The sequence below is a fragment of the Micromonospora sp. B006 genome, from assembly GCF_003408515.1.
In the GTDB taxonomy this organism is placed as follows: Bacteria; Actinomycetota; Actinomycetes; order Mycobacteriales; family Micromonosporaceae; genus Micromonospora; species Micromonospora echinospora_A.
In genome coordinates, this window is record NZ_CP030865.1 from 6,705,375 (window position 1) to 6,725,874 (window position 20,500).

Consider the following 20,500-nt stretch of genomic DNA (forward strand, 5'->3'; position numbering starts at 1 on the left):
GATCGCCGCCGGACGGAGCCCCGACCGCCCGGACGATCCATGTGGTGACCCGCCCGCCCGCGCGGCACGATGGTCCGATGCGTGTCCGCCCGATCAGCCCCGACCGGCTCGTCACGGAGCTGGCCGGGCGTCTCGTCAGCACCGGGACGCCCGGCCGGCTGCGGGTCGCCGTCGACGGCCCGCCCGCCGCCGGCCCGGACGCGCTCGCCGAAGCCCTCGTCGATCCGCTGCGCGCCGCCGGCCGGCCGGTGCTGCACGTACGCGCCGACGACTTCCTCCGCCCCGCCTCGGTCCGGCTGGAGCACGGCCGCACCAACCCCGACGCGTACTACGAAGGCTGGCTCGACGAGCCCGGGCTGCGCCGCGAGGTGCTCGACCCGGCCGGCCCGGACGGCTCGGGCCGGCTGCTGCCGTCGCTCTGGGACGCCGCCGCCGACCGGGCCAGCCGGGCCGCGTACGTGGATCTGCCGCCCGGCGGGGTGGTCCTGGTCAGCGGCGCGCTGCTGCTCGGCGGCGCGTTGCCGTTCGACGTCACGGTCCATCTCGTGCTGTCCCCGGCGGCGCTGGCGCGGCGTACCGACCCGGCGCTGCGCTGGACGCTGCCCGCCTTCGCCCGCTACGCCGACGAGGTGGTCCCCACGTCCTTCGCCGACGTGGTGGTCCGGGCCGACGACCCCCGCCGCCCGGCGCTCGTCGAGGCGGCCTGACCAGCGGTTCCGGACTCACCGGAAACACTCAGGAAACAGCCGGTTTGGCCTGCGGTGGGCGGGGGTAATCGCCCGGCTCACAGAGCACGGGTGATCTCGTCGCCCGCGCTTTCACAGTCGGACCGGGGTCCGGGGCGCCGGCCGCCCCGTTCCGGTATGAGGACGTAGGAAAGGCAGGCAGCGATGCTCGTCCACGACACGACAGCCACCGGCCGCTACCAGGCGGAGGCCGACCAGATCCGGCAGTCCCTGCGGTCGCGGTACGACGAGCTGACCGCCGAGTACGAGCACACGCTGGCGCAGAGCCACGTGCTGCGGCTGGTCGAGGTCGGCGACACCGCCGGCGACGACCAGGCCGACAGCGGCACCAAGACCGCCGAGCGCGACACGGCGCAGTCCCTGCTGCGCACCATCCTGGAGCGGCGGGCGCAGTTCGAGCACGCGCTGACCCGCCTGGACGAGGGCACCTACGGCTTCTGCGAGGGCTGCACCGCCCCGATCCCGGTGGAGCGGCTGGAGATCTTCCCGTCCGCCACCTCCTGCGTGGCCTGCAAGCAGACCCGGGAGCGGCGGGCGGCCTGAACGCCGTCCGGGTTGCCGGTCGGTCCGCCGACGCGATGAACTCCCACCATGGGTGAGATCAAGGTGGGCACCGCCTCGTGGACCGACCGGACCCTGCTGGACTCCGGCTGGTATCCGGACAGCGCCGACACGCCGGAGCGCCGGCTGTCCTACTACGCCCGGCAGTTCCCGCTGGTCGAGGTGGACGCCACCTACTACTCGCCGCCGGCCGAGCGCACCGCCCGGCTGTGGGCCGAGCGGACACCGGCCGGGTTCACGTTCAACGTCAAGGCGTTCAGCCTGCTGACCGGCCATCCCACCCGCGTCTCCGCGCTCTACAAGGACCTGCGCCCGGACACGGACAAGCGCAACGTCTACCCGGACGACCTGCCCGCGCAGGCGTACGAGGAGGTCTGGACGCGGTTCCTGTCCGCCCTGGACCCGCTCGTCGAGGCGGGCAAGCTGGGCGCGCTGCTGTTCCAGTTCCCGCCCTGGTTCACCATCAAGCGGGACAACAAGCAGTATCTGCTGGAGGTGGCACGCCGGTGCGCGCCGCTGCGCCCGGTCTTCGAGTTCCGGCACGCCTCCTGGTTCGACGGTGACAACGCCGAGGAGACACTGGGTTTCCTGCGCGAGCACGCGCTGCCGTTCGTGTGCGTGGACATGCCGCAGGGGCACAAGTCGTCCATCCCCCCGGTGCTGGCGGCCACCGCGGACCTCGCGGTGGTGCGCTTCCACGGGCACAGCGACAAGTGGACGAGCAAGGACATCCACGAGAAGTTCGGCTACGACTATTCCAAGCGCGAACTGCGCGACTGGGCGCCGAAACTGCGCGAGCTGGCCGGCGAGGCCGAACAGACCCACGTCCTGATGAACAACTGCTACCGGGACTACGCCCAGCGCAACGCCCGTACGCTCGTCGACCTGCTGGACGCCTGAGCGGCTCACCCTCTCAGGGTGAGGCCGGCTCACCCGCCCGCGGCACAGCATGAGTGTGGACGCGCTCCGCCGGCCGGGCGGAGGCGCCGCGACGAGGAGGTGGGTCATGACGGTACGGGTGGTGGCGGATCGACGCCGCGGTGGCGTACTGCACGTGGTCGGCAGCTCCGAGGCGCCTCGGCGGGCCGAACGGCCCGGCCGGTTCAGTCCGACCCGGTTGTGGCGGGGACCCAGCGGACCGCCGCGCCGTGCCGAAGACCGACGCTGGGAGACCGAAACCCGGGGGTGATCCCGATGGCCGAACAGCTGTTGTCCGCGTTCGAGTCCTCGCTGGACAAGACGAACGTGATCCTCAAGGAGATCGAGTCCGCGTACGGCTGGCCGAAGGACCAGCGCAACCAGTCCTACGCCGCGCTGCGTACGGTGCTGCACCTGCTGCGGGACCGGATGCCGGTGCAGGAGAGCGTCGAGTTCGCCCAGCAGTTGCCGGTGCTGGTGCGCGGCATCTACTTCGACGGCTGGCAGCCGGAGAACGTGCCGATCAAGCTGAACCGGGACGACTTCCTCTACGAGGTGCGCCAGGGCTTCCCGTACGACGTCGAAGGCGGCGCGCAGCGGGTGGTGCAGGTCGTGCTGGACACGTTGCGCCGGCACGTCACCCAGGGTGAGTGGCAGGACGTGAAGTCCACCATGCCGAAGGATCTGCGTCAGCTCATTCCCTGACCCGGCCCGGACCGGTCCGTCCCGCCCCCTCGGCGGGGCGGGCCGTCGGCGTCCGGGACACCGGCAGCCCGGCCCGCCGGGCCAGCCCGGCGAACGCGACGGCGTCGACGATCGCCGCGCCGCCCGGGTCGTTGTTGAAGTACACGTACGCCGGCTCGCCGTCGCCGAACGCCTCGGCGAGCCGGCGCGTCCAGCCGGCCAGCGCGGCCCGGCCGTAGCGGGGCCACGGGCGCGCCCGGCCCTCGTGCAGCCGCAGGTAGCCGAAGTCGGCGGTGCGCCACAGCGGCGTGATCGGCCGGCTGAGCCGGTCGGCCCAGACCAGCGCGGCCCGGTGCCGTTCCAGCACCCGCCTCGTGTCGTCGGTCCACCACGACGGATGCCGCGGCTCGACCGCCACCCGGACGTCGGCCGGGAAGCGGCGCAGCACGTCGGCCAGCGCGTCCGGGTCGGCGCGCAGCGTCGGCGGCAGCTGCACCAGCACCGGCCCGAGCCGGTCGCCCAGTCCGGCCGCCCGGTCCAGGAACCGGGCCACCGGCTCGGCCGGGTCGCGCAGTCGCTTGACGTGGGTCAGGTAGCGGCTCATCTTCACCGCCACACAGAAGTCCTCGGGCGTACGTTCCCGCCACGCGACGAACGTGACCCGCTCGGGCAGCCGGTAGAACGCGTTGTTCACCTCGACCGTGGCGAACCGCGAGGCGAAGTGCTCCAGCCAGCGCCGCTGCGGCAGCCCGGCCGGGTAGAACCGCTCCCGCCAGTCCCGGTACTGCCAGCCCGACGTGCCGACCAGAATCATCGCCGCGCCCTACTGAGGTCTTTCCATGTTGCGAAGCGGCGGTCTTGATGGCATGCAGACGAGGACGGCCCGGAGGATCGAGGTCGTTCGCCGGGGGAGCAACGCAGTCTGGCCAGGATCCTCCAGGCCTTGAGGTGATGATCGCGCGTTCGCCGCGGGCGCGGTTTACGGCCTTCTGCCGGTGTGACAGCTTGGACCGGGCGGGACCGCTTGAACAGAGTGCGTACGCTGCCGCGAGGCACTTGATACCCCTCATCAGCGAAGGTCATCTCGCCTGCCATGGTCACCTGTCAATGATGCCGTGGATCCTGGCCGCGGTCAGGTCATGGGTAGAACCGGGCAGCGCAGGTAACGCTCAGACGAGCTGGCCCAGGCATCGGCGATGACTTGCCCGTTCACGCCGCGGTGCTTGCTTTCCCAGACTGCGGCCGCTGGGCCAGCAACCCGGTCGATCGGAATCGGGGTGTCGTTCAGATCGCGTACCCCAGCCGGCGGATCCGTTCCATGGCGGTGGCCAGGTCCTTGACGGCTGCCGACTCTCAAATACGGCCGATCAGGCCAAAATCGTTCCGGCGCGGTCTCGTCGACAGGGTCAGAACCGGCTGTTGTCGACCCGGTTTCGATTGGCTAGGCTCCACACCTGGGGCACCGCGCTAGCTATTGGTCAATAAACGTTGGGGGAACGCATGAGTAGTCCTGACGTCTGGGGTCAAGGGCTGGCCAAGCTTGAAAAGCGAGCCTATGAAACCTATAAATCTCGGCTTGAGGCATGTAAGCGTCTAGAGGCCAGGTCGAGGGCAGTGAATGGTCTTGTTGTAGCGCTATCATTGTCAAGCCTGATTGCGGCAGGTGGCATGCTAAGGGACAGGGACCTCTATGGGCCTAACGGCGACGTCCTCTGGCTGTTCATTGCAATGCTAACTTTTGCTGGGTCGGTAACATCATCATCCATGGGGTATGCTGCTCGAAGTCGAAATATGTTTCAGAATTACCGCAAGGTGCAACGTCTCTCGGCGCGTGCGGAGAGGGTGGCAAGTGACCCTACTCGACGCACCTGGGAAACACTGGAGAAGTTGAGCTCGGAGTACGATGACCTGCTTGATGAAAGCGAGAACCATACCACCGCTGATTACTTACGCGCTCGATCACAATTCGCTCCAACGACTAGGCCGAGCGTAATCGAGCGTTGCCACATTCTTGCATCTGTCGCCCTAACCTGGATGCCTTGGCTCGCAGTCCTCGCCCCCGTAGCACTTGCGGCGCAGGCCGTCGTTGCTTTCTGGCCCTAGGCTTTGCAATAAGGGGTAGACCTTGTGAATCTCATCCGGTATGCTAGGCGTCATCGCTCAAGAGAGCGTAGGCCTTGGCCCGGAGCTGGACGGCGCAACCGTCCTTTAGATCATTGGTGAACGCCATCTCTGATCTGCATGCGAATGCAACTCTTTCAGGGTTCGACCAGCCACACACCAGGGCGCTCTGTTGTTCGGCGAGGTGGAGATTTTGCAACCATGCGCAATTACGCATTCAGGTCATTGTCGTTCGAGCGGGCTGCCAAAAGGCACTACGACGAAGTGCAACGCGAAGCGCGTAGAACGAACGTTGCCGTGCCAAGAACCTCATACTCGAAGCCCACATCCTGGTCGTTCCGGAAAGATTTCGACCCTTTCGTAGTCAGATCTCGCGCAGATGTTTATGCTCATGGAATCAGTCAATCACTCAAAGGCAAGAGGTACGAGGTAGCTGCCCCTTACGTCTTTGAGGTCATAAAGCCACACGGTGGATCAAGGAAGATAACGTCGTTTGGTATTCCCGATGAAGCTCTTTCGCGACGAGCATACAGGTCGCTGATGAGCAAGAACATGGGCGCGCTAAGCGGTCGATCGTACGCATACCGTGCAGACATAAATGTTTTCGATGCTATCTCTTACATCTCAGGTGAGTGGCGTGACCATCCTCGCCTGTTTGTGGCTGAATTTGACCTACAAGATTACTTTGGGTCGGTAGGGCATCGGTACCTCTTCTCGCAAATGCAGGTGCTGAATTTGCGCATGACGCCGCGGGAGCGGCTAATAATCGAGGCGTTCCTGCAGGCTGCCAACACTGGTCACCCCAGCGGATTTCCTCAAGGAACCTCTATAAGCCTCTTTTTGTCTGGCATAGCGCTGTCACCCCTAGACCGATCTCTCGAGCGACTAAACGTTGGATTCGCAAGGTTCTCTGATGACATCCTGCTCTGGGGCGCCGACTACGCGGCCGTCAGGGCCGGGGTGGACATGCTCTTCGAATGGTCAAATGACTCTGGAGTCGGCATCAGTAAGTCCAAGAGTAGAGGACTGCAAATTCTATCTCCGCGAGGCGTAATCGGCAGGTCGGAAATTCGAGATGTAGACTCGGTCGAATTCCTTAGTCATCGAATCTCGCTGCGAAGTGTAGGGCTCGCAAGGCGACCCGAGCGCGAAATTCGGCGACGAGTCTCGGAGCTAATCTATGCAAATCTTTTAAGGCAACCACTATCCGGAACGCAAGATCTAGCACGGCTGGCCGATGGCTTGGACCGGGACTATCTGACCTTGCTATCGCAGCTGCGACGCCTCTTTTACGGTGGCCTGAGCGAGTCACAGGTTCACCGATTTTCTCGTTCGGGTTACGTGCCTCTTACCCACTTGACAGGATTCGTAGCTAGGCATCCTGTCGTGACTGATGACGAAAACTGGCAAGCTCTGGACAAGTGGCTTCGCCGACAGATTTGGTTTGCGCTGAGACGTCGCGCCTTTCTTCTGCGAAAGGCTGGCTATGTGGGGCCGTGTACTCCGTGGGACATCCCTGTTCACGAGCTTAGCAGTCAAGTTGTTTACTCCAAGCGCACATCTGCCCGTCTGAACATGAGTGTTCCGAGCGCGACCCGGATGGCGCGCGTGGTTCGCAGGGCGACGGAGCTGCATGGAACGCGGGTCACCGAACGGCCGCGGGGAATCTATTAGCACTCCGCAGATTTAGGTCGTCGAAGAAATTAACTCTACGAGCTCGGCGATTATCTCGAAGGGCTTGTTCCCGTTATGGGATTGCAGGTTGGGCAGTTGTCGGGACGATACCTTTGAGCCGTTTCCATCCTGAGTAGCGGCTAGCCTCGACATGGTGCAGGACGAGGATGGCGTGCACGATCGCAGTCGCGCGGCGGGGACAGTAGCGCAGGAGCCTCCAGGTCTTGAGCGTGGCGTGGCGCGCTCCTCGCGGGCTCAGACATGGGCATGTGTGCGTTTGACGGCCTTCTGCCAATGGGCAGCTTCGACCGGCAGTGATGACGTTTGAACGGTGCGCGCAGACTCCCGTCGGATTCTTGGTAGCCCTTGTCCGGGAGCGTCATCAGATCGCCGGTACTCGGCGCGTGATTATGCCGCATATGCGGGCGGCGCTCAGGTCATGAATGGCGTGCCAGGCAGCGCCGATGCCCGCCAGGCGACGGCAGCGTCCGCGATGACCTGCAGTCTACGCCGTGCCGCTTTGCTCGCGGCCGGAGTAGTAGGGCCTTGGTAGGCGACCCAGTCGATCGGGATCAGCCTGCCGTCGAGGAGCGCGTATGCCAGCTTGCGGATGCAATCCGTCGCGGTAGCCAGTATCGTCGGCCGGTGCGGTGAGCAGGTCGATAGCTCGCGGACGTAGCGCCAAGCGGTGGCGACCGCCAACGTCGAATCCGGCGGCGGCGCGTGTAGGTGTCCGCCGCTGGGCAAGTGGGCGAGGGTGAGCAGGGCCCTGATCAGGGTGAAGGCGCCGCCATCGGGATCGACGCTGCCGACGGTGGCCGCGCATGCACTCGGCGAGGTGGCTCGGGGTTCGACCGGACAGCGGAATCGTGGAGTGTAAGACAACAGGGCCAGTCTCCCGGTTGGGGCATCGGATCTTGATCGGCTGCTGTTCACCTGGAGCCTCGACCTTCATCGATCTCCGGTAACTCACACTTGCCGTGAGCTGCACGATTACGACGAAATGGGTTCACTGGAGGTTGATCTGGAACACCTCGAACGTGGCACCGAACCGCGAGCCGAGCCGGCTCCCGGCCGGGCGGGCCATGCCCTCCAGGAACTCCTCGGCGTCGAAACCGCCGTCGCCGAGCCCGCTCAGGTACGCCCCGTGCGCCCGCAGCGACGCCACGCCCTTGTCGAACGTGTCGGTCACGTCCACCCCGTGCCGGGCTGCCGGCGACCCGGCCGCCCACACCTCGCGGACCCGCGACCACGGCTGCGTGCCGTCGGTGAGCTGCTCCGGGAAGATCCACCGGTTGCCGGCGTCGCGGACCGCGTCCAGCGTGGCCCGGCCGCAGGCGATGTGGTCGGCCTGGTTCAGCGCGTACGCCCCGTCCCAGGTCTCCCGGAAGTTGTTCGTCAGCACCACGTCCGGCCGGTGCCGGCGCACCACGGCGGCGATGGCCCGGCGCAGCGGCACGCCGTACTCCAGCAGCCCGTCGGGCAGGCCGAGGAACTCGACCACGGGCACCCCGACCACGGCGGCGGAGGCGCGTTGCTCCTCCTCGCGCACCACCCGGGCGCGCTCCGGCGCCATCCCGTCGATGCCCGCCTCACCGCTGGTCAGCAGGCAGTACACCACCTCCTTGCCCTGGGCGGTCCAGCGCGCCACCGCGGCGGCGGCGCCGAACTCCAGGTCGTCGGGGTGCGCCACCACTGCGAGCGCCCGCTGCCAGTCCTCGGCCAGTGGGGTGAGCGGCTCCGGCTGCGTCACGTGCGCCTCCTCGCGTCGTCCTCCCGCCATCCTGGCACCCACCCGTCCCGGCCGCTTGCCCCGCGAACCGTCCGTACGGCGGCGTCCGGGCGTCTACCGTGTGGTTAGAGACGATCGGGCGTGGGGTACCACCCGCTGCACACGGACCCCGGCACCACGCGGGGCGGCACACCGAGGGAGCACCCATGGCATTGAACGACGACGACATCCAGAGCAGCGGCGGCAGCGGCCTGGAGGGCCCCGCCGACGGCGGTGCCACCCCGGGTCAGCACGACGGTGGCGCGGACGGCGGCGCGGACGGCGGCGCGGAGGGCCCCGCTGACGGCGGCGCGACCCCGGGTCAGCACGACGGTGGCGCGGACGGCGGCGCGGAGGGCCCGGCCGACGGCGGCGCGACCCCGGGTCAGCACGACGGCGGCGCCGACGGCAGCGCCTGACACATGAGCACGCACGTCGACCCGCCGGGTGGCCACGGCCGCCCGGCGGTTCCGCTTTCCGCCACCGAGGCGCTGGCCCGGTGCGTGGCAGTGGAGCCGGCCAAGTTCGCCGCCGACCACTGGGGGCGCAGCCCGCTGCTGTCCCGCGCCGCGGAGCTGCCCAACGCGTACGGCTTCACCGACCTGCTCAGCCCCGCCGACGCCGACGAGCTGCTCAGCCGCCGCGGTCTGCGTACCCCGTTCCTGCGGGTCGCGAAGGACGGCCAGCTCGTGCCGGCGGCGCGCTACACCGGCGGCGGTGGCGCGGGCGCCGAGATCGGCGACCAGGTGCTCGACGACAAGGTGCTGGCGCTCTACGCCGACGGCGCCACGCTCGTGTTGCAGGGCCTGCACCGCACCTGGCCGGCGCTCGTCGACTTCGCCCGCGACCTGGGCGTGGCGCTGGCCCAGCCGTTGCAGGTGAACGCCTACCTGACCCCGGCCGGCAGCCAGGGCTTCGCCACCCACTACGACACCCACGACGTGTTCGTGCTCCAGGTCGACGGGCGCAAGCACTGGCGCATCCACCCGCCGGTGCTGGCCGACCCGCTGGAGCGCCAGCCCTGGGGCGGCCGGGCCGACGAGGTGTCCGCCACCGCCGACGGTCGCCCCGAGCTGGACGTGGTGCTCGAACCGGGCGACGCGCTCTACCTGCCGCGCGGCTGGCTGCACAGCGCCCAGGCCCAGGAGTCCAGCTCACTGCACCTGACAGTGGGCATCCGGGCGCTGACCCGGTACGCGGTGGTCGAGGAACTGCTCGCGCTCGCCGCCGAGGACGCGCGGCTGCGCGCGAGCCTGCCGTTCGGGCTGGACCTGGCCGACCCGGACGCGATCGAGCCGGAGCTGACCGAGACGGTCGAGGCGCTGCGCGACTGGCTGCTGCGCGCCGACCCGGCGGCGGTGGCCGACCGGCTGCGCGCGCGGGTCTGGCCGGCCGCCCGGCCGGCGCCGATCCGGCCGCTGGCCCAGGCGCAGGCGCTGGCCCGGCTGAGCCCGGACAGCGAGGTCGCGGTGCGCGGCGGGCTGCGCTGGCAGCTCGTCCCGGCCGCCGACGGACGGGTGACGCTGCGGGTGCCCGACCGGACGCTCACCCTGCCCGGCACCTGCGAGGCGGCGCTGCGCGCCCTGCTCACCGGCGAGGTGACGAGGGTCGGTGACCTGCCCGGCCTCGACGACGACGACGACCGCCTGGTGCTGGCCCGCCGCCTCCTCAAGGAGGCGGTCCTCGTCCCCGCCTGACCGGCGCGATCATGAGGCGGACCGGCGGCGCGACGGCGTGTCGCGCCGCCGACGGTCAGCGGGTGTAGGTCACCGTGAGCAGCAGGACGGTCGTGACCAGGCCGGAGACGGCCACCAGGATCATCGGGCGCGGTGTCAGCACCGCGTGCCGCCGGTCGGCCAGCAGGCGGGCCGGCGCCAGCCCGATCACCGGGCCGAGCAGCGTCACCACGAGCGCCAGCACCGGCAGGCCCACCGCCAGGTCACCGCTGGAACCGGCCGCGAGGGCCCGCGCCGCCACCCCCAGCGCGTACGCCACCAGCGCGCCGCCGATCCCGCACGCGACGAGCAGCGGGTTCACCGAACCGGGCAGCTCGCCCGGCGCCCCGGTGCGCTCCAGCAGCTCTCGGACCGCGCGCAGCAGCGGCACCGGGTCACCGGCGGCGCCGCGTACCGGGCCGGGCGGGTCACCCAGCCGCCGGGCGCCGACACCGAGCCGGGCCCGCAACTGCGTCCACAGGTGAGTGGCCTCGCCGTCGACGCGCTCCACCATCCGGGACGCCTCGGCCACCTCGGCCTCGGCCTGCCGGACCTGCTCGGCCGCCTCGGCCACCGCCCGGTCGGCGGCGGCCACCTGCTGCGCGTACCAGGTGTGCGCCTCGGCCCGCTGGGCGGACACCCGGGCGGTCAGCTCGGCGAGCCGCCGGATGTGCGCGTGGTACGTCTCACTGGTAACCGGTTCGTTCATCGGGAGGGACCATAAGGGATGATCACCTGTCCGGTGCGGTGCACCGCCCGGTCGAAGTAGAGACCGCGCCACGGCCGGGGATACCAGTCCGGCCCGCCGCTGCCCGGATACAGCGAGGAGCCCAGCTCACCGCCCTGCACGTCGAGCGCCACCCAGGCGCCGATCTGGTCCGTGCGCGCGCCCGCGCCGCCCAGGTCGACGCGCATCCGGGCCACGCCCCGCCACCAGGCCAGCACGTGCGTGCGCCGTTCCGGCCCGTCGTGCAGGATCCGGCGCAGCTGCTCCAGCCCGGTCCGCGTACCGGCCTTGCCGGCCAGCGCCGCCGCGGCCGCGTCCACCGCGTACAGCAGCAGGAAGTGCGGGGTACGCGACGCGCCCGGCGCGCCCAGTCCGTCGCCCACCTCGGACATCAGCTCCGGCACGGTCTCCTCGTCGTACCAGGAGGCGTCCCCGGCCAGGTCCTCGTACAGGGCACGGGCGGCCGGGTCGGCGTCCGGGTCCAGGCAGGCGATGGAGAAGCGGGCCGCGCCGGGCTGGTACTGCCGGGCCAGCGAGCGGGCGGCGGCGTCGAGCACCGCGCACGCCTCGTCCACCCGGGTGCCCAGCACCGCCAGGTTGCGGCCCGGGGCCCGGGGCAGCCGCAGCGCCGCCGAACGGGACTGCACGTCGATGATCTCGCCGAGCAGCGCCACCGGGTTGCGTGGGACGCCCTGCTCCGGCGCGGTCAGCGAGCGGAAGTCCGGCGCGTCGGCCAGCTTCGGGATCGCGTCGCCGTCGAAGAGCCGGGCCGGCGCGGCGTCCTGCGGGCGCATCCGCCACAACCGGTGCTGAAGCTCGCTCCACGTCTCCCAGTCGCTGGCCGACGGGATGCGGGCCACCTCGTTCCCCTCGGCCAGGCCCGACTCGGCGTTGATGACCGCGTGGTGCCGGGGCAGCGACTGGGCCGCGTCGTTGCGTTCGGCCAGGATGCGCAGCGCCTTCGGCAGCGCGATCCGCAGCGTGAACTGGGCGACCAGCGCGGGCCGCCCCCACAGCGCCTCGATGCCGCGCACGTCCTGCGAGGCGAGCACCAGGTGGATGCCCTGCGACCGGCCCCGCCGGGCCAGGTCCTCCAGCAGGTCGGCGGCCTCCCGGGCGACCACGTCCCGGCCGGCGAGCAGCGCCTGGAACTCGTCCACCACCGCCACGATGCGCGGCCAGTGCCCGTCCGGGTCCACCGCACGCAGCTCGGCGAGCTTCGTGACCTCGTGCTTCTTCGCCGCGTCGGCGCGCCGGCGCAGCTCCTCGGCGAGGAAGCGCAGCAGCGCCAGGCCGAACTCCCGGTCGGTGTTGACGTTGATGCCGACCAGCCGCATGTGCGGCAGCCAGCTCGGATCGCGGCGGCCCTGCGCGAACCGGGCGAAGGAGACGCCCTCCTTGAAGTCCAGCAGATAGAACTCCAGCTCGGCGGGGGAGTAGCGGGCCGCGAGCGCGCCGATCCAGGCGAAGATCAGATTGGTCTTGCCGGTGCCGGACGGGCCGCCGATCAACGCGTGCGGCGGGTAGTCGCCGAGCGTGAGCAGCACCTGCCGCCCGTGCGGGCCCTCGCCGACCGGCGCGCTGAGCCCGTGCGCCGAGTCCTCCCGCCAGTACTCGTCCGGCGGCGGCAGCAGGTCGGTGAAGGGCGTCGGGGGCGGGCCGGCGGCGACCCGGGAGGCGACAGTACGGCAGGTCTCGGTGACCAGCGCGGGCGGCGGCGGCGCGTCGAGCACCACCGGCAGCCCGGCCACCCGGGCGTCGTCCGGCTCCACCACGATCCGGACGACTGTCGGGTCGTCGGGCAGCTCGATGCCGCGGACCACCAGGTGCACGCCGCATGCCGCGCCGGTGCGTACCACCCGGTCGAGCTGGCCGCGCTCGTGCCGGGACAGCTCGTCGCCGCCGAGCAGCACCGCCACCCGCCACGGTTCCGGGCGGCGTCCGGTCGCGGCGGCCAGCGCGCGCAGCGAGCCGTACTCGCCGGCGAGCACAGTGGCGTTGATCCGGCGGATCTGCTCCACCAGGTCGTCCAGCAGCCGGCCGAGGCCACCCGGCCCGACGAACGTGAGCAGGCCGGCGGTGCCGAGCGGGGCGAACCCGGCCAGACCGCCGCCCAGGTGCTCCGGGTCGTACCCGTACAGCCGCACCGCGCCCGGGTCGGCGCGGCCGACCGAGCGCAGCAGCAGCGCGGGCACCACGGTGGCCAGCCCGGCACGGTCGCCGCCGGCCAGATGCGCGTGCCCGGCGTCCAGGAGCGGGACCAGCGCCGGCACCGGCTCGGCGCCGTCCAGGCGTACCGTGCCCACGCGCAACGCGCCGGGCGGCTCGGCCCGGCCGGCGGGCGTAGCCTGCCAGCGGTCCCAGGGCGCGGACGCCGCGCCGGGCGCCTCCCGCTGCGCCGCGGCGGCGGCCCGGCGGGCCAGCTCCGCCAGACGGGCGGTGTGCCGGGCGTCGATCTCGGCCAGGCGGCGGTCGCGGGCCGCGCCCACCCGGGCGGGCACTGCGGCGGCGGCCCGGCGGGTACGCGCCAGCCGCTCCCGGCTCGCGGTCAGCTCCGCCTCGGCGGCGGCGAGCCGGGTACGGGTGGCGCCCAGGGCCTCGGAGAGCATCCCCCGGACCCGCGTCACCAGTTGCGTGCGGACGTCAGCCACGGGACGTCTCCCGTTCGTCGGTGTCCTTCGGCAGGTCCCGGCCGAGCCGGTCGAGCAGCACCCCGGTGAGCACCCCGGCGGTGACCGCCGGGTCGGCCGCGTGCGGCTGCTCCGCGTCGTCGTCGCGGCGCGGCGGGGGCATCCGGCACACCCGGGTCAGCAGCGTGTCCAGCACCGGCCGCGGCAGCCCGGGCAGCAGGTCACGGACCCGGGAGTCCAGCGCGCCGCGCAGCCGGGGCAGGTCGTCCGCGCGGGGCGGATGGCCGAGCAGCTCACCGGCCAGCTCGCGCAGCAGCGGCGGGGCGATCGCGGCCAGCCCCAGCCCCACGTCGGCGTGCGCGGCGCGCAGCTCGCGGTGCAGCCGGTCCCGGTCACCGGAGCGGACCCCGGCGACCACCCGGCGCAGCAGCTCACGGGAGTCCCCGACGCGCTCGTCCGGCTCGTCCGGCGTCCCCTCCCGGCCGCCGGTCAGCTCCGCCACCCGCACCGCCCACCAGCGCCGTACCGCGGGCTGCTCGCCCGGCTCGGGGGCCGCGCCGGGGGCGGGCGGGTCGTCGCCGCGCGGCGTGTCGTGCCGGGGCCGCCGCTCGCCCGGCGGGGGTGGTGGCGCGCCGTCGGGGGCCAGCCCGATCGCGGCCAGGTACGCGGCGAGCTGCTCCTGCGCCACGCGCAGCGCGTAGCCGGCGGTCTCGGCGTGCTCGGTGGCCGAGGACAGCTCCGGCACCCCCATCGGGTCGGCCGACTCCTGACGCACCCAGCGCAGCCGCTCCTGCGCCTGGCCGAGCTTCTCCAGCGCGGCGGCGAGCTGCGCCAGCGGCAGGTCCTCGGCGGCGGCGCGGACCTGCGCGCCGATGTCCTCGACGATGGACACGGCCGGCCTCAGAGCGTCGCGACGTAGAGCTGTGCCTGCTCGCCCGCGACGAGTGTCGCGGCGAGGCACTCCTCCAGCTCCTGGCTGGCCTGTGTCAGCGAGGCCTGGGCCGCCTCGACGGTCTCGTGGCCGCTGCCCTCCAGCGCGCCGGCCAGGGTCTGCTGTGCCTCGGCCAGCTTCTCGCCCGCTGCCTGCACCGCTGTCTGGCCGTCACCGATCTGCTGGAGAGCGACATCGATGGCGGCCTTCAGCTCGGCGACGCTCGCCACGGAACCTCCTGGGGGCAAAAGAGATCTCCATTACAACCCATCGGAACGAGTGGACGAACATCCACCCTCGACCCGTTGCGACCCGCGTGTCCGGTTCCCGCCCTGACGTGCGCGAAGACCTCGCCGCCGGTCCCGCCGGCGGTCCTGCCGGTCCCGTGGACGGAACCGGATGATCTAGCGGCCCAGCCAGCGCGGGCCGCGTACCTCCGCGCCGAGCGCGGTCACCCGCTCGCGCAGCTCCCGGTCGGCGGTGACCACCACCCGCCGACGCTGCGGCGCGGCGGCGACAAGATCGACCACCGTGTCGTCGCCGGAGCCGGGCGCGGACACCACCTCCACCCCGGGCACCGAGGTGACATGCCGGGCCGCGCCCTCCACCACCAGCACCACCCGCACCGGCGGGGGCAGCTCCGGCGGCACGCCCGCCTCCCCGACGGACGCCAGCGCGTCGCGCAGCCGCGCCGCCGCGCCGGCCCGGTCCCGCCACCAGCCGTCCGGGCGCGAGCCCACCACGTTCGCGCCGTCGACGACCAGCAGCGGCCTGCTCTCCATGCCCCCAGCCTGCCATCCGGTCGCGTTTGTCGCGCCGACCGCCGGGTAGCCACCGCCGACCGTGCCGCGCGTGCCGGATACCGGTCGTGCCGACCGACTGCGGAGGACGATGATGATGGGACCGGGTGACTTCGGCAACGACCCCTGGGACGAGTTCCTGGCCCGATACTTCGGCCGGGGCGAGGGGGGACGCCGACCGGCGCACCGGGTCGACATCACCCGACTGATGACCGCCGACGCCCGGGAGATGCTCGCCGACGCGGCCCGCCGGGCCGCCCAGAAGCACAGCAACGACCTGGACACCGACCATCTGCTCTGGGCGGCGTTGCAGCGCGAGCCGCTGCGGGACCTGGTACGCCGGGCCGGCGCCGACCCCGACACGCTCGTCAACGCGCTCGGCGGGCGGGGGGAGGGCGCGCCCCGGGGCGAGGTGCCGCCGAACCTGTCGCTGACCCCGGCCGCGAAGCGGGCGCTGCTGGACGCGCACCAGCTGTCCCGCGCGATGGGCGCCAACTACATCGGCCCCGAGCACATCCTGATGGCGCTGCCGCTGAACCCGGAGTCGCCGGCCGGCCGGATGCTCGCCGCCGGCCGGATCCAGCCGGAGTCGTTGCAGGCGGCCAGCGCCGAGCGGGGCGCGGCCGGCCAGCCGCGCCCGGACCGCGGCACCCCCACCCTCGACCAGTACGGCCAGGACCTCACCGAGCTGGCCCGGATGGACCAGATCGACCCGGTGATCGGCCGCGCCGACGAGATCGAGCAGGCGGTGGAGATCCTGTCCCGGCGGACCAAGAACAACCCGGTGCTGATCGGCGAGGCCGGTGTCGGCAAGACCGCGATCGTGGAGGGCCTGGCGGAGCGGATCTGCGACGGCGACGTGCCGCAGACGCTCATCGGCAAGCGGGTGATCCAGCTCGACCTGTCCGGCCTGGTCGCCGGCACCCGCTACCGGGGCGACTTCGAGGAACGCCTGAAGAAGGTGATCGACGAGATCCGCGCCCACCGCGACGAGCTGATCATCTTCCTGGACGAGATCCACACGCTGGTCGGGGCGGGCGGCGCCGGCAGCGAGGGCGGGATGGACGCGTCGAACATGCTCAAGCCGGCCCTGGCGCGCGGCGAGCTGCGGGTCATCGGCGCGACCACGCTCGACGAGTACCGGCGCAGCATCGAGAAGGACGCCGCGCTGGCCCGCCGGTTCCAGCCGGTGCTGGTGCCCGAGCCGAGCGTGGAGGACACCGTCGCGATCCTGCGCGGGCTGCGCGACCGCTACGAGGCGCACCACCAGGTCCGGTTCACCGACGAGGCGCTGATCGCCGCCGGTGAGCTGTCCGACCGGTACGTCACCGACCGGTTCCTGCCGGACAAGGCGATCGACCTGATCGACCAGGCCGGGGCGCGGGTCCGGCTGCGCACGCGTACCCCGGCTGAGGACGTGCGCGAGCTGGAGCAGCAGCTCGAGGACACGCGCCGGGACAAGGAGCAGGCGGTCTCCGACGAGCAGTACGAGCGGGCCTCCGCGCTGCGTGACCGGCTCGCCGAACTGGAGGACCAGGTGCGCCGCGCCCGCGGCGACGAGGCACCCAACCACGTGCCCGAGGTGGGGCCGACGGAGATCGCCGAGGTGGTCTCGCGGGCCACCGGCATCCCGGTCACCCAGCTCACCGAGGAGGAACGCGACCGGCTGCTGCGCCTGGAGGGGCACCTGCACGAGAAGATCATCGGCCAGGACGACGCGGTCAGCGCCGTCTCCGAGGCGGTGCGCCGCTCCCGTACCGGGCTGGCCGACCCGAACCGGCCGATGGGCAGCTTCCTGTTCCTCGGCCCGACCGGCGTCGGCAAGACCGAGCTGGCCCGCGCGCTGGCCGAGGCGCTGTTCGGCGAGGCGGACCGGATGGTCCGGGTGGACATGAGCGAGTTCCAGGAGCGGCACACGGTCAGCCGGCTGGTGGGCGCGCCGCCCGGGTACGTCGGCTACGAGGAGGCCGGCCAGCTCACCGAGGCGGTCCGCCGCCGCCCGTACGCGGTCGTGCTGCTGGACGAGATCGAGAAGGCGCACCCGGACGTGTTCAACATCCTGCTCCAGGTGCTCGACGACGGCCGGCTCACCGACAGCCAGGGCCGGACGGTGAACTTCAAGAACACCGTGCTGATCATGACGAGCAACCTCGGCTCGGAGCTGATCACCGGCACCCAGCGCACCGTCGGCTTCGCCAGCGGCGCGCCCGGCGAGCAGGAGAACGACGAGCTGCGGGAGCGGCTGATGCGCCGGCTCCAGGAGAACTTCCGCCCGGAGTTCCTCAACCGCATCGACGAGGTGATCATCTTCCAGCGGCTGGAGGCCGAGCAGCTGCGCCAGATCACCGGTCTGCTGCTGGAGGAGACCCGCCGCCGCATGCACGCCCAGGACATCCAGGTCGAGTTCAGCACCGCCGGGGTGGACTGGCTCGCCGAGCACGGCTACCAGCCGGAGTTCGGCGCCCGCCCGCTGCGCCGGGTGATCCAGCGCGAGGTCGACAACCGGCTGTCCCGGATGCTGCTGGAGAACGAGATCTCCCCGGGGCAGAAGGTCACCGTCGACACCCGCGACGGCCAGCTGGTCTTCGACGTCACCGCCGGTGAACGCGGGCACGCGGCGGCCACCACGTCTCATCCCCGATGACCGGCGACGGTCCGTCCCGCACGGGACGGACCGCCTCGGCACCGAAGGATCGGAGGACGGGCATGACCGAACCTGACGAATCCCGCGACGACACCGCCGCCGGTGAACCGATCGAGGCGGCCCCGACGGCGAACCCGTCCCGGGTCCGGGTACCGCCGGAGGGCGTGCGGCAGCAGACACCGAACGAGGGCGAGGCGGCACCCGGGCCGCCGCCGGCAGAGGAGGCGTGATGGCACGCGAGGCGCGACTCGACCCCGAGGTCGAGGTGATCTGGGACGACTTCCACGCCGAGGTGAACGTCGAGTCCGAGACGCTGCGGCAGTGGTTGCTGACCCGCGGGTCGGGCGAGGAGGCGTTCGGCCCCAATCCGGACCTCGACCTGCCCGAACCCGGGCGGCAGATCCTCGCCGTGCTGCGCAAGCGCAAGGTGGACCTCACGCCGGAGGACATCGAGGTGATGCAGGAGGCGATCACCCGGATCCGGGAGCTGACCGCCGAGCGGCCACGCCGGGGCAACGCCGACGACGAGTGGCGGCACGCCCTGCTCGACCTCGGTCACGACGTGCTGATCGAACGCTGAGCCGGTACGCCGGCGCCCGGGCGGGTGACCCCGCCCGGGCGCCGGCGTCTACTCCGACTCCAGGCTGGGCAGTCGCAGCCCGGCCGCGTCCGCCGCGGCCAGCAGGTCGTCCCGGGCCCGCTCCGCACGGCTGAGCAGGTTGGCGTACTCGGTGACGTCGGCCGGGTCCGGCACCTCCGGCAGCCGCCGCAGGAACGCCTCCACCTCGGCGGCGGCGGTGGTGTGCGCGGTGGCCGCCTGACGCAGCAGCTCCCGCTGGTCGGCGGCCGGGTACAGATCAGTCATGTCGCCGGTGTTACCCGGGTTCAGGCGATTCGCACCCCGCCGGTGCCGTTCGGCTGCACGCCGAACTCCGGGTGCGCCAGCAGCCAGCCCAGATAGTCGGGGTGGTTGGCCAGCGCGTCCGTGTACGCCGCGACCGCCGCCGCCAGCACCGGGTCGGCCACCCCGGCGGCCGGCACGTCCGGATGCCAGCCGAGCAGCAGCCGCCAGCGCAGCGGCGAACCGGCCAGCCGCCGCGTGACCAGCCCGGCGACCGGCCGGAACGTGGCCTGGCACAACGCCACCGCCTCGCCCGCGTCCACCAGCTCCAGGGCGGCCCGCACGTCCGCCTCGTACACCTTCTTGGGGGTGAACCCGGCGCGGGCGCACGCGGCGGCGAAGCAGTCGCCGAAGCAGCCGTCGCCCGGCGCGGCCACCCACCGCTCGTGGCCGAGGTCGACCAGGTCGATCTCGGCGCGACCGGCCAGCGGGTGGGTCTGCGGCAGCAGCACGCAGATCGGCTCCACGGCCACCTCCCGCCAGCTCAGCCCGAACCCCGCCGACGGCGTCGAGTCGCCGCACACCCCGGTGAGGGCGAAGTCGAGCCGGCCGCCGGCCACCATCTGCGCCAGCTCGTCCACCGACCACGAGGAGTACGTGGTGATCTGCGCGTCCGGCCGCTCGGCGGCGAGCCGGTGCACCAGCCGGCCCATGATCGGGCTGTTCACCCCGCCGAAGCGGTACCGGCGCAGCGGGTCGCCCGCGCCGGCCATCCGGGCCGCCTCGTCCCGCAGGCCCTTCATCGCCGGCAGCAGCACCCGCGCCCGGTCCAGCACCAGCTCACCCAGCGCGGTCGGGCGGGCGCCGCGGCGGTCCCGTTCGAACAGTGGCCCGCCCAGCGCCCGTTCGATCCGCTGAAGCTGGGCTGTCAACGCCGGCTGGGCCAGGCCGAGCGCCGAGGCGGCCTTGGTCACGCTTCCCGTCTCCGCGATCGCGCAGACCACACGCAGGTGTCGCAGCTCCAGATCCATACCGTGACGGTAGGACCACGAACCGATACGCGAAAGGGGCGATCGGCTCATGCCTCGCGGCGGTGTTCCAGGTCACTCAGCCGGGTACGCCGTCCGGAGACCACGTCGCGCACCTTGTCCAGCACCCCGACCGCCGGTTCGACGATCTTGTTCCAGGGCGGGGTGGCCGGGGTTCCGGGGTGCGGACGCGTCGGCGCCGCCTCCTCCGCGATCTCCCACCGGTTGCCCAGCCGGATCAACTCGGCGTCGCTGGCCACCTCCCGCAACGGCGTGACCAGCGCCGCGACACGACTGACGTGCCGGCGCACCCGCTCGGCCACGTCCGCGACCGCCGGGTCGTCCGCGCCGGACAGCCCCTTGAGCGCGGTCAGCAGCCCGGCGTCGGCCTCGATCTCGCGTTCGACCAGCTCGACGGCGTCCGGCATGGCGGCCCGGGCCGCCGGGAACAGGTACTGCTCCTCGGCCGACAGGTGCCGGGACACCGCGGCGGTCAGCACGTCCAGCACGTCGCGCCGCTCGGCCGCCGCCAGCGCCGGGTCGGTGACCCGGTCGGCCAGCCCCAGCAGCGCCCGGTGCTCGGTGTCCACGAGGTCGGCGACGCTGCGGCCCCCGGGCCGGTACGCGTCGTCGGCGGCGGGCGGCAGCGGCGGCAGCGGGACGGTCATGGGGCCCTCCTCGTGACGGCCGGGGTCGATGTCCCGGGCGC

The 20,500-nt window shown here is 71.8% G+C and carries 20 protein-coding genes and 3 pseudogenes; 11 read left to right on the forward strand and 12 right to left on the reverse strand.

The window, feature by feature from the left end; genetic code table 11:
* The first annotated feature begins 77 nt into the window (after positions 1 to 77).
* The 4 genes from MicB006_RS30025 to MicB006_RS30045 all read left to right on the forward strand — a co-directional run bounded on the left by MicB006_RS30025 (position 78) and on the right by MicB006_RS30045 (position 2,930).
* On the forward strand, positions 78 to 707 hold the full coding sequence (locus tag MicB006_RS30025) for a uridine kinase (protein ID WP_073829707.1): 630 nt from the start codon (positions 78 to 80) through the stop codon (positions 705 to 707).
* A gap of 183 nt (positions 708 to 890) precedes the next feature.
* Positions 891 to 1,289, forward strand: coding sequence for a TraR/DksA C4-type zinc finger protein (locus tag MicB006_RS30030; RefSeq protein WP_116510646.1), 399 nt, complete (start codon positions 891 to 893; stop codon positions 1,287 to 1,289).
* A gap of 48 nt (positions 1,290 to 1,337) precedes the next feature.
* Positions 1,338 to 2,207 (forward strand): DUF72 domain-containing protein, encoded by an 870-nt coding sequence (locus tag MicB006_RS30035; protein WP_116510647.1) that lies wholly within the window; start codon positions 1,338 to 1,340, stop codon positions 2,205 to 2,207.
* Positions 2,208 to 2,501: 294 nt separating this feature from the next.
* Positions 2,502 to 2,930, forward strand: coding sequence for a DUF2267 domain-containing protein (locus tag MicB006_RS30045; protein WP_069089812.1), 429 nt, complete (start codon positions 2,502 to 2,504; stop codon positions 2,928 to 2,930).
* Here MicB006_RS30045 and MicB006_RS30050 read toward each other — a convergent pair.
* Together MicB006_RS30050 and MicB006_RS32575 are read right to left on the reverse strand one after the other, a co-directional pair.
* Complete coding sequence (locus MicB006_RS30050) at positions 2,920 to 3,723, reverse strand: DUF72 domain-containing protein (RefSeq protein ID WP_116510649.1); 804 nt, start codon at positions 3,721 to 3,723, stop codon at positions 2,920 to 2,922. The two genes, MicB006_RS30045 and MicB006_RS30050, sit on opposite strands and share 11 nt — an antisense overlap.
* Before the next feature lie 9 nt (positions 3,724 to 3,732).
* Positions 3,733 to 4,259: pseudogene (locus MicB006_RS32575) on the reverse strand (transposase family protein); the annotation flags it as partial.
* 150 nt (positions 4,260 to 4,409) lie between these two features.
* Between MicB006_RS32575 and MicB006_RS32880 the strand changes: the two are divergent.
* On the forward strand, positions 4,410 to 5,012 hold the full coding sequence (locus MicB006_RS32880) for an SLATT domain-containing protein (RefSeq protein WP_116510651.1): 603 nt from the start codon (positions 4,410 to 4,412) through the stop codon (positions 5,010 to 5,012).
* A gap of 570 nt (positions 5,013 to 5,582) precedes the next feature.
* Entirely contained in the window at positions 5,583 to 6,704 is a 1,122-nt protein-coding gene (locus MicB006_RS32885; RefSeq protein ID WP_225980865.1) for a reverse transcriptase domain-containing protein, read from the forward strand.
* 73 nt (positions 6,705 to 6,777) lie between these two features.
* Here MicB006_RS32885 and MicB006_RS30065 read toward each other — a convergent pair.
* Positions 6,778 to 7,620 (reverse strand): annotated as a pseudogene (locus MicB006_RS30065) (IS5/IS1182 family transposase).
* Between the two features lie 93 nt (positions 7,621 to 7,713).
* Positions 7,714 to 8,457 (reverse strand): PIG-L deacetylase family protein, encoded by a 744-nt coding sequence (locus tag MicB006_RS30070; protein WP_116510655.1) that lies wholly within the window; start codon positions 8,455 to 8,457, stop codon positions 7,714 to 7,716.
* A gap of 185 nt (positions 8,458 to 8,642) precedes the next feature.
* Here MicB006_RS30070 and MicB006_RS30075 point away from each other — a divergent pair.
* Both MicB006_RS30075 and MicB006_RS30080 read left to right on the forward strand, forming a co-directional pair.
* A pseudogene (locus MicB006_RS30075) lies at positions 8,643 to 8,891 on the forward strand (hypothetical protein); the annotation flags it as partial.
* Positions 8,892 to 8,897: 6 nt separating this feature from the next.
* Positions 8,898 to 10,172, forward strand: a complete 1,275-nt coding sequence (locus tag MicB006_RS30080; RefSeq protein ID WP_116510658.1) for a cupin domain-containing protein — start codon at positions 8,898 to 8,900, stop codon at positions 10,170 to 10,172.
* A 55-nt stretch (positions 10,173 to 10,227) separates the two neighbouring features.
* Here MicB006_RS30080 and MicB006_RS30085 read toward each other — a convergent pair whose 3' ends face one another.
* The 5 genes from MicB006_RS30085 to MicB006_RS30105 form a co-directional block, all read right to left on the reverse strand.
* A complete protein-coding gene (locus MicB006_RS30085) occupies positions 10,228 to 10,899 on the reverse strand; it encodes a hypothetical protein (protein ID WP_116510660.1) in 672 nt (223 codons plus the stop codon).
* On the reverse strand, positions 10,896 to 13,568 hold the full coding sequence (locus tag MicB006_RS30090; protein ID WP_116510662.1) for an FtsK/SpoIIIE domain-containing protein: 2,673 nt from the start codon (positions 13,566 to 13,568) through the stop codon (positions 10,896 to 10,898). Before MicB006_RS30090 ends, MicB006_RS30085 begins: the two co-directional genes overlap by 4 nt.
* Complete coding sequence (locus tag MicB006_RS30095; RefSeq protein ID WP_073829699.1) at positions 13,561 to 14,439, reverse strand: hypothetical protein; 879 nt, start codon at positions 14,437 to 14,439, stop codon at positions 13,561 to 13,563. The genes MicB006_RS30090 and MicB006_RS30095 overlap by 8 nt, the downstream gene beginning before the upstream one ends.
* Before the next feature lie 8 nt (positions 14,440 to 14,447).
* Positions 14,448 to 14,708, reverse strand: coding sequence for a hypothetical protein (locus MicB006_RS30100; protein ID WP_116510664.1), 261 nt, complete (start codon positions 14,706 to 14,708; stop codon positions 14,448 to 14,450).
* 174 nt (positions 14,709 to 14,882) lie between these two features.
* Positions 14,883 to 15,260, reverse strand: a complete 378-nt coding sequence (locus tag MicB006_RS30105) for a hypothetical protein (RefSeq protein ID WP_116510666.1) — start codon at positions 15,258 to 15,260, stop codon at positions 14,883 to 14,885.
* Between the two features lie 112 nt (positions 15,261 to 15,372).
* Between MicB006_RS30105 and MicB006_RS30110 the strand changes: the two genes are divergently transcribed.
* The 3 genes from MicB006_RS30110 (at position 15,373) to MicB006_RS30115 (ending at position 18,502) form a co-directional block, all read left to right on the forward strand.
* Positions 15,373 to 17,922: an ATP-dependent Clp protease ATP-binding subunit gene (locus tag MicB006_RS30110; RefSeq protein ID WP_073830026.1), complete on the forward strand. Its 2,550-nt coding sequence runs from the start codon at positions 15,373 to 15,375 to the stop codon at positions 17,920 to 17,922.
* Between the two features lie 62 nt (positions 17,923 to 17,984).
* Positions 17,985 to 18,152 (forward strand): hypothetical protein, encoded by a 168-nt coding sequence (locus MicB006_RS32125; protein ID WP_192900162.1) that lies wholly within the window; start codon positions 17,985 to 17,987, stop codon positions 18,150 to 18,152.
* Complete coding sequence (locus MicB006_RS30115; protein WP_073829697.1) at positions 18,152 to 18,502, forward strand: DUF3140 domain-containing protein; 351 nt, start codon at positions 18,152 to 18,154, stop codon at positions 18,500 to 18,502. Before MicB006_RS32125 ends, MicB006_RS30115 begins: the two co-directional genes overlap by 1 nt.
* Positions 18,503 to 18,550: 48 nt before the next feature.
* Here MicB006_RS30115 and MicB006_RS30120 read toward each other — a convergent pair whose 3' ends face one another.
* From MicB006_RS30120 to MicB006_RS30130, 3 genes are read right to left on the reverse strand one after another with little or no spacing between them, the layout of a single operon-like run.
* Positions 18,551 to 18,787 (reverse strand): hypothetical protein, encoded by a 237-nt coding sequence (locus MicB006_RS30120; RefSeq protein ID WP_043324442.1) that lies wholly within the window; start codon positions 18,785 to 18,787, stop codon positions 18,551 to 18,553.
* Positions 18,788 to 18,807: 20 nt separating this feature from the next.
* Positions 18,808 to 19,794, reverse strand: coding sequence for a LysR family transcriptional regulator (locus tag MicB006_RS30125; protein WP_073829696.1), 987 nt, complete (start codon positions 19,792 to 19,794; stop codon positions 18,808 to 18,810).
* A 47-nt stretch (positions 19,795 to 19,841) separates the two neighbouring features.
* Positions 19,842 to 20,459 carry a hemerythrin domain-containing protein gene (locus MicB006_RS30130; RefSeq protein ID WP_116510667.1) on the reverse strand — a complete coding sequence of 206 codons (618 nt, stop codon included), beginning with the start codon at positions 20,457 to 20,459 and terminating at the stop codon, positions 19,842 to 19,844.
* Positions 20,460 to 20,500: the final 41 nt, after the last annotated feature.